Raw genomic sequence first — 8240 nt, forward strand, 5'->3', positions numbered from 1 at the left:
CCCCGCCCGCACCCGTCCCGACCGCCCCGCCCGCAGCCGCCCCGGCCTCCGCCTCGGCCGCCCGGGCCGCCGCCAGCTCCGCGACCACCCGGCCGCCCCGGTCCGCCGCGAGGTCGAGCGTGGCCAGCACCCCGGGCACCGCGATGCTGGGCATCACATGCTGGTACAGCGAGGCGACCCGGCGCTCCAGGTCCGACCGGCCGGACATCTTCTGGGACTGTATCTGCACGCCCGTCCAGGCCCCGGTGACCAGCCACGCCGTCTCGGCGGGCACCACCTGGGGCAGCAGTTCGCCGCGCCGGCCGGCCGTCTCCAGCACGGTCTCGGCCCGCTGGATCCAGCCGGGCGCCGCGCCGCCGCTGAAGTCGCCGAACACGTCCTGGCCGAGGGAGAGCCGCGCGCCGGCGCTCAACACCGGGTCGCGCGGCATGAGATGGGCGACCACCATCCCGAGGTCCACGAACTCCTGGAGCTTGCAGTGCCGTTCGGGAATCTCGTCCCGGCCGAACTGCTCCTCGACGACCCCCTGGGCGAGCTCCCGCTTGGAGGCGAAGTGGAAGTACACCGCGCCCCGGGTCACTCCGGCGCGAGCCACGACCGCACCGATCGTCGCCCCCTCGTACCCGTACTCGTCGAAGACCGACGCCGCCGCCTCCAGGATCAGCCGACGCGTCCGGACCGCCCGTTCCTGTCGCACCACCGCAACCACCCCACCCGAAACGCTCGGCAAACAAAACCAAACACCCCGTATCTTACCCGCCGAGGTCGGCGGGGATCCCTGCGTCCCAGGTCACATAGGGCCGTTCTCGAGCGGACTAAAACCGCGTAGACGGTATGAGACGAACAGATGGCCGACATCTCACCGCCAGCCCCCTTAACCGGAACACCAGCTCTCACTTGTGGCCGGGATGGCAACGAACGACCACATAATGGCCATGAACCTGTCAAGCCCATGCGCCGACATCCCCACAGGTCAACGAGGTTCACCCGCCGGAGCCGATCTCCGGGCAGTGATCGACACCCACCCACCGTGCCCGTCCGACCACGCTCGGCCGCCGACGAACCTTTGTTCTGGCTCCTTGAAAACCAAACCGGTAGGTACGTATCTTACGAGCCCTGAGCAGCCCACCCCGCCCGTCACGGCCTTTCGGAGCGCTCCCCATGACTCTGCTTGCCTTCCGTACGCCCGCATCCGTCCTCACCACCGGCACGGACTCCGGAACGATCCCCGGCCCGGCCGCAGCAGCCCCGGCGCCTCGCCTGACCAGCCCCGTCGCCAAGGAGTACGTCCCCCGGGCCTGCCACGCCGAGGTCTTCCTCACCGGCAGCGAACAGCTCACGGACACCACCTTCGCCGTCACCGCGCAGTGGCCGCGGGCGCACACCTTCTTCAGCACCCCGGACGGCACCCGGCACGACCCGATCCAAGCTGCTGAAACGATCCGCCAAGCCGGGCTCTACCTCGCCCACACCCGGTTCGGCGTACCGCTCGACCACAAGTTCATGATGTGGAACCTCGACTACACCACCCGGTCGCGGCAGTTGCTGATCGGTGCGGCGCCGACCGACCTCACCCTGGAGGTCCAGCTCCTCGCCCAGCCGCGCCGCTCCGGCACCACCGTCGACTTCACGCTGGAGACCGTCGTCCGACGGGGCGCCCAGCTGGCCGCCACCGGCTACGCCCGCTTCACCACCGTTCCGGACTCCACCTACCAGCGGCTGCGCCGGGGCCGCCACTCCGCCGAGCTCCCGGCGGCGCCGACCGTGACCGCCGAGCCGCTCCCGCCGGCCCGGGTCGGCCGGCTCCGCCCGTGCGACGTCCTGCTGGCCCCGGCGGACGCCCCCGGCACCTGGCACCTCACCCCCGACTTCTGGCACCCGATCCTCTTCGACCACGCCAACGACCACATCCCCGGCATGGTGCTGTTGGAGGCGGCCCGGCAGGCGGCCAACGCGCTGAGCAGCCCGGCCACCGTCACACCGACCGCCGCGGCCACCACCTTCCACCGGTACGCCGAGCACGACGCGCCCACCACGATCACCGCCCAGCACACCCCCGGCGGGGACCCGGACGCCCTCACCACCACCGTGACCGGCCACCAGCACGGCGAACCGATCTTCACCACCGTGCTCACCGGCCACCCGGACCACCGCTGACCCGACGACCGCCGCCGCACCGACCTCCGGAGTACCCCTTCGCAGCACCCGAACGGCCCGCCCGACCCTCCCGGTCCGGCGGGCCGTCCGCGTGCCGACGACGCCCGCGGGGGCTGCGGCCACGGGCACCAGCCGATTCCGGGGGGCCCACCACGGGCCGGCCCCGGCCGGAACGCCCCGCTCCCGGACTGGCACCGGGGCGAACACCTGCGCGAGGATGTCACCCCCTGGATCCCGCTGCCAACAGGAGTCCGCCGTGAGTGAAGTCCCTTCGCAGCAGAACGAGTTGATAAGACTCGCCGACCGCCCCGGCACCGACGACGCCCCCGGCTGCGACGGACGGACCGGCGGCCGGAACGTCCGCGTACGCGTCCTCGGACGGCACGCGCCGGGCTCACTGCTCGGACACGACTGGCTGGACTGCGAGATCACCGTCACCGCGGACTCGGTACGCGGGCAGTTCGTCACCCTGGTGACCGACCGCCACCTCAGACAGTGGGAAACCGCCCTGGACCGACTCGGCCGCGGCTCCGCGGTCCGCTGGCTGGACGAGGAACACGGACCGGAGCTACGCATCGAACCCGGCCGCCCCGGCGGCCTCTGGGTGACCGTCTCCGACGCGGAGGAATCCGGCGTCACCCTCCGGGTCGTACTCTCCCCCGCACCGAACTGGCTGGCCGAGCAACGCACCCTGCTCCGCCTCGTCCGCAGCGCCTACCCCGCCGAGGTGGTCGAACTCTCCCCGGGCATCCACGCCTGGCGCGGAAACCTGCCCGACGAGATTTGATCGATCGTCACCTCTACTACTGCGCCAGCGTTCCAAGCCGCACGGGCGATCAGTCGGGAACAGCGGGAAGGACGACCAGAGCCGCGCCGCCGACCATGAACAGCGCGAGCTGGTGCAACCCGACCGTCTCCACCCGGTGCGACGCGTTCGTAGCGCCGCACCGGGTGGCCGGTGGCGCGGTCCGGGTGTGGGAGGTCGGCAAGGCGGCAGCGTCCGGTGAAGGTCAGCGGTGGTCACGGTGTGGCGTGAGGGCCTTCCGGGCGCCGGTGCGGGTGTCGCAGTCCGCACCGAGTCGGAAAGGCCCTCACTGAACCCCGTCACCCGCCGTCGCGGTCAGTACGTCCAGGCGAACGGATCGGCCGTCACTTCTGCTGCCGCGGAGGTGTTCCCAGCCGCCCCAGCGAACGGTCGGGCACGGTGAGGAGGAAGAGCAGGGCCGCGCCGCCGAGCATGAACAGCGCGAGGTGGTGCAGGCCGGCCGTGGTGGCGCCGTGCGGGAAGAAGGCGGCGTTCGCGGCGGAGGCCGCCATGGCGCCGAGGTACATGAAGGTGCGCAGCAGCCCGGCCGCCGAGGCGATGGCGGCGGGGTCCGCCTGGTGGTAGAGGGCGGTCTGGGTGCCGAGCCCGATCAGCCCCTGTGAGACACCCGCCAGCACGCCGACTCCGATCAGCAGGGCGCCCGGGCTGTTCGCGTGGACCAGCAACAGGGCGGCGCAGGCCGCGATCTGGCAGGCGGAGCCGACCAGCAGTTTGCCGCGGACGCCCGGGCTGCGGCCGCTGGCTCCGGCGGCCGCGAGCGCGGTCAGCGAGAGCGGCAGCAGCACCAGTCCGGCGGTGGCGGCGGACAGGCCGCGCCCCTCCTCCAGCCACTGGGTGTAGCCGTAGAGGAAGGCGTAGATGGCGGTGTAGCCGAGCACCTGGCGCAGGGAGGTGGCGATCAGCGGGCGGTTGCCGGCGAGCGCCCGCAGGTCGATGAAGGGGGCGCGGGCCCGCCGCTCGCGGAGGACGAAGGCGACGGCTGCCAGGAGGGCGAGCACCGGCAGGTGCCAGCGAGCGGCGTCGGGCTTCATCAGGAACAGCATCAGGGCGAGCAGGAGGACCGCGAACAGCGCGATCCCGAGGTGGTCGAGGCGTTCCGGACGCCCGGGGCGCTCCCCGCCGTCGGCAGGGTCCGGGCGGCGGGCGGTGACGGGTAGCCGGGCCGCACCGAGTGCCAGGCAGGCCAGTGACAGCGGGACGTTGACGGCGAAGACCGTCCGCCAGCCGCCCGCGCCGATCAGCAGACCGCCGAGGGTGGGGCCGACCACCGCGACGGTCTGGTTGGCGACGGCCAGTACCGTCAGCACCCCGGTGGGGCTGGACCGCCCGGTCCGCTCGGCCTCGCTGCGGGTCAGGTGCATCGCGGCGGGGTAGGCCGCGGAGGTGCCCAGTCCGAGCAGCACCCGGGCGGCGATCAGCAGCCCGAGCGACGGGGCGAGCGCACCGAGCAGTCCGGCGAGGCCGACCAGGGCCGTCCCGGCGAGGTAGAGCCGGCGCGGGCCGTGGGTGTCCACCAGCCGCCCGATCACCGGCTGGCCGATGGCGGTGGCCAGGTAGAGCCCGGTGACCAGCCAGGCGGTCTCGGCGGGCGGCGCGCCGAAGGCGGCGCCGACGGGCACCAGGGCCACCGCGATCATCGACGAGTTGATCGGGTTGAGCACCGAGCCGAGCACCATCGGCGCGATCAGCCGGCGGTTGAACCCGTCGTCCGGAGCGGGCTGCCGGCGGCGCGGCCGGAGCCGGGCGAGCAGGGCGGCCGGGCCGGTCGTCACCGGTTCAGCCGGTCTATCAGGGCCAGCGCCTCCAGCACGGTGGCGCGCTCGGCCTCGGTGTAGTGCTCCGCCATGGCCCGGGTCAGCCACTCCTCACGGGCCTGGCGGCTGTCCGCGACCCGGGCCAGGCCGACCTCGGTGAGGCTGACCACCTGACGGCGGCCGTCCTCGGGGTCGGGGCGGCGCCCGACCAGTCCGTGCTGTTCCAGCGCGGCGAGGGTGGCGGCCATCGACTGCGGACGGACCCGCTCGGCGGCGGCCAGCGCGCTGGCGGAGGCCGGACCGTCGTTGATCAGCCGGCTGAGCACGGCGGTCTGGGAGGGCGTCAGGTCGCTGGTGCCGCTCGCCTCCCGGAGGGTGCGGCGCAGCCGGCTGAAGACGGCGCGCAGTTCACGGGCGGCCAGCGCCGCGCTGTCGGGAACCACGGTTTCGGCGGACCCGGCGGGCCCGGCGGGGTCGGCCGGGGCGGTACGGACGGTTCGCTTCTCAGTCACGGTTCCACGGTAATTTCATCAGTCTGGACTGTCCAGTCTGGACTGAAGATTTCCTGAAGGCGGACCGGCCCCTCCACCACCCGTGCCCCGGCCCGGCGGCGGGCCCGGATAATGACGGCATGATCGACAAGCAGCTCCGCGTCGTCCTCGCCGAGGACTCGGTGATCCTCCGGGACGGCATGGTCGAACTCCTCACCGCCCGGGGGTGCACGGTGGTCGCCACCGCCGGGACGGCACCCGAGCTGATCGCCGCCGTCACCGGACACCGGCCCGACGTGGCCGTGGTGGACATCCGGATGCCGCCCACCCACACCGACGAGGGCATCCGAGCAGCCGTGGAGATCCGGGCCACCCTGCCGGAGGTCGGCATCCTGGTCTTCTCCCAGCACGTCGAGACCGCCTGGGCGGCCCGGCTGCTGGCCGACAGCGCCTCTGGCATCGGCTACCTCCTCAAGGAGCGGGTGGCCCGCACCTCCGAGTTCGTCGACGCGCTGCACCGGGTCGCCGCAGGCGGCACGGCCCTCGACCCGGAGATCGTCAACGGTCTGCTGCACGGCGGGCGGCGCAGCCGGGTGGACGCGCTCACCCCGCGCGAGCGGGAGGTGCTGGAGCTGATGGCGCAGGGGCACTCCAACCGTTCGATCGCCACGCTGCTGGTGGTCTCGGAGCGGGCGGTGGAGAAGCACGTGGCCGCCGTGTTCGGCAAGTTCGACCTGCCCGCGACCGAGGCCGACAACCGGCGGGTCAAGGCCGTGCTCGCCTACCTCGCGGAGAGCGGCGCCTCCTGAGGTAGCACCTCCCGGGACGGCGACCCCGACCGCCCGGGCCGTGGCCACCGGTCAGAGCCGGCCGGGCAGTTCGGCGCTGACCGCCGTCGGCCCGCCGGGCGGGCTGTCCACCCGCAGCGTCCCGTCCAGCACCGCGAGCCGCTCGGCCAGGCCGGTGAGCCCGGTACCCGCACCGATCACGGCGCCGCCGTGCCCGTCGTCGCGCACGGTCAGCCGGACCCTCCCCTCGGCGGCGCTCACGCTCAGCTCCGCCGACCGCGCGCCACTGTGCTTGGCCACGTTGGTCAGCAGTTCGGCCGCACAGAAGTAGACGGCCCGCTCGATCACCTCCTCCGGACGCTCCCGAAGGTCCAGCCGGACGTCGACCGGCACCGGCGAGGTGGCGGTCAGCCCCGGCAGCGCCTCGGCCAGCCCGCCCTCCAGCGCCACCGGGTGGATGCCCCTGGTCAGTCGGCGCAGACCGGTGATGGTGTCCTCGGCCTGCCCACGGGCCCGGTCGACCAGGGTCCGCAGCCGCCCGAGGTCGGGCCCGTCCGAGCCGCCCTCGGCCGGAAGGCCCACCGGCGGAAGGCCCACCGGCGGCGCGCCCGCCCCCAGCACGTCGTCGGCCAGCGACAGCGTGATGGCGAGCGCGACCAGCTGCGCCTGGGTGCCGTCGTGCAGGTCGCGTTCCAGGCGCCGCAGTCGGTCGGTGCCCTCGGCCAGCAGGATGGACCGGGCCTTCTCCAGCTGACGCACCCGCTGGTCCGAGCGCACCGGCCCGAGCAGGGTACGGGCCAGCGTGCGGTTCGCCCCTCCGAGCGCCTGCACCGCCGCTGGTACGGCGACCAGCACCGCGAGGCCGATCGGGATCGCGCCCAGGTCCAGCAGGCCGATCGACCTCGGGCCCGGCTCCATCATCCGCACCCAGAGCGGGAAGCCCACCAGCCAGACGCTTCCGAGCGGGAGCCCGACCACGGCCAGGAAGCCGAGCACGCCCAGCGGCAGCCGGAGGAAGAGGTAGAGCAGCGCCCGCCAGGCCACCGGATCGGTCAGCACCACCCGGCCCCGCGCGAACACTCCGGCCGGACGCGGCAGCGGCCGCGGTGCAGGCACCTCCTCCCCGAGCAGCCGCCCGACCAGCCACCGGTGCAACCCGCCGAGCCTCCTCGCCCCGAGCAGCGCGGCCGCCACGAACGGCAGGCCCAGCACGGTGAGCGAGAGCAAGGCCCCCGCGTAGAGGACGGCGACGGCGTACACGCCGCCGAGCACCCCGAGCGGCAACCCGAGCACCGCGAAGGCCAGTTCACCACCGCGCACCGACCGGTACCGCCGCCGCTCAGCCACCGTCCACCTCACCACTCGCCCACCGACAATCACTGACCAGCACTCACCGACCGGCATTCAGCCGCCGACCGGCCCCCAGCATCCACCAGGACCCGCCCGGACCACCGCATCCACCTGCCCTTCCGTCCGCACGGCCCCTCGGACAGCCATGGCACCGACCCCGCGCCCACCCGCCGTGGACACCGGCCTCCGCCTCCTCCGCCTCACCCCCGCTCCCCGCCCGTCGTCTCCACCGCCGAACCACCGACCGCCCACAGCCCCGTACCCACGATCCCCGGCACCGTGAGCACCACCGCCCCCAGCACCACCCAGGCGCACGCCGCGCCCGGCACCACCGGCACCACCGAGCCCGTCACCGCCAGGCTGAACGCCCCCGAGGCCGCGGCCGCCACCGCCGCACCCAGCAGCACACCGATCGCCGTGGTCAGGACCGCCTCCACTCCGAGCATCCGCAGCAGCTGCCGCCGCGTCGCCCCGACCAGGCGCAGCAGCGCGAACTCGCGGCGCCGGTCGGCGGTCAGCGCCACCAGGGTGTTGACCGTGGAGACCGCCGCGAAGCAGACCAGCATCCCGAGCTCCGCCTCGCGCAGCCAGATGTCGCTCTGCTTGGTGACGCTGGTCGCGGCGCCCGTCGCCCGGACGACGTGCTCGGCGGTGCCGGTCAGGACCAGCAGGGTGCCGGAGAGCCCGACGAGCAGCGCGACCGGCACCACCGCCGAGGAGAGCCGGGCCGCGTAGCCGCGCAGGTTGGCGTCCGCCAGCCAGCCCGCCCGGGGCGCGAGCACCCGCGCCGGGGCGCCGAGCACCGCTGCCAGGACCCGCGCCGCCACCGGCCCCAGCAGTCCGACCGCGACCAGCAGCACCAACGAGCCGAGCA

At 73.9% G+C, this 8240-nt stretch carries 8 protein-coding genes; 3 read left to right on the forward strand and 5 right to left on the reverse strand.

Annotation, left to right across the window (positions count from 1 at the left end):
• Positions 1-700: ScbR family autoregulator-binding transcription factor (locus tag AE652_RS22090; RefSeq protein WP_049654190.1), on the reverse strand; the 700-nt coding region annotated here is incomplete at its 3' end.
• 461 nt (positions 701-1161) lie between these two features.
• Here AE652_RS22090 and AE652_RS22095 point away from each other — a divergent pair.
• Both AE652_RS22095 and AE652_RS22100 read left to right on the forward strand, forming a co-directional pair.
• Positions 1162-2157: a ScbA/BarX family gamma-butyrolactone biosynthesis protein gene (locus tag AE652_RS22095; protein WP_053112180.1), complete on the forward strand. Its 996-nt coding sequence runs from the start codon at positions 1162-1164 to the stop codon at positions 2155-2157.
• Positions 2158-2413: 256 nt separating this feature from the next.
• On the forward strand, positions 2414-2944 hold the full coding sequence (locus AE652_RS22100) for a DUF5959 family protein (protein WP_199823128.1): 531 nt from the start codon (positions 2414-2416) through the stop codon (positions 2942-2944).
• Between the two features lie 362 nt (positions 2945-3306).
• Here the strand turns inward: AE652_RS22100 and AE652_RS22105 are convergent, their stop codons facing one another.
• Positions 3307-4659: an MFS transporter gene (locus tag AE652_RS22105; RefSeq protein ID WP_107086506.1), complete on the reverse strand. Its 1353-nt coding sequence runs from the start codon at positions 4657-4659 to the stop codon at positions 3307-3309.
• Positions 4660-4751: 92 nt separating this feature from the next.
• A complete protein-coding gene (locus tag AE652_RS22110) occupies positions 4752-5180 on the reverse strand; it encodes a MarR family winged helix-turn-helix transcriptional regulator (protein WP_049654197.1) in 429 nt (142 codons plus the stop codon).
• 188 nt (positions 5181-5368) lie between these two features.
• On the opposite strand from AE652_RS22110, the gene AE652_RS22115 reads away from it, so the two are divergent.
• The gene (locus tag AE652_RS22115; RefSeq protein WP_049654193.1) at positions 5369-6037 is read left to right on the forward strand and encodes a response regulator transcription factor; all 669 of its coding nucleotides are present in this window, start codon (positions 5369-5371) and stop codon (positions 6035-6037) included.
• A 51-nt stretch (positions 6038-6088) separates the two neighbouring features.
• On the opposite strand, the gene AE652_RS22120 is transcribed toward AE652_RS22115, so the two are convergent.
• Both AE652_RS22120 and AE652_RS22125 read right to left on the reverse strand, forming a co-directional pair.
• Positions 6089-7363: a sensor histidine kinase gene (locus tag AE652_RS22120; protein ID WP_049654194.1), complete on the reverse strand. Its 1275-nt coding sequence runs from the start codon at positions 7361-7363 to the stop codon at positions 6089-6091.
• A 203-nt stretch (positions 7364-7566) separates the two neighbouring features.
• A partial coding sequence (locus AE652_RS22125) for an FtsX-like permease family protein (protein ID WP_049654200.1) occupies positions 7567-8240 on the reverse strand: 674 nt, incomplete at its 5' end.

The organism is Kitasatospora sp. MY 5-36, from assembly GCF_001182915.1.
Lineage (GTDB): Bacteria > Actinomycetota > Actinomycetes > Streptomycetales > Streptomycetaceae > Kitasatospora.

Excerpts from the sequence above, each read along its gene's own strand:
- AE652_RS22115 (WP_049654193.1), top strand. The coding sequence starts at position 5,369 with ATGATCGACAAGCAGCTCCGCGTCGTCCTCGCCGAGGACTCGGTGATC.
- AE652_RS22095 (WP_053112180.1), top strand. The coding sequence starts at position 1,162 with ATGACTCTGCTTGCCTTCCGTACGCCCGCATCCGTCCTCACCACCGGC.
- AE652_RS22105 (WP_107086506.1), bottom strand. The coding sequence starts at position 4,659 with ATGGTGCTCGGCTCGGTGCTCAACCCGATCAACTCGTCGATGATCGCG.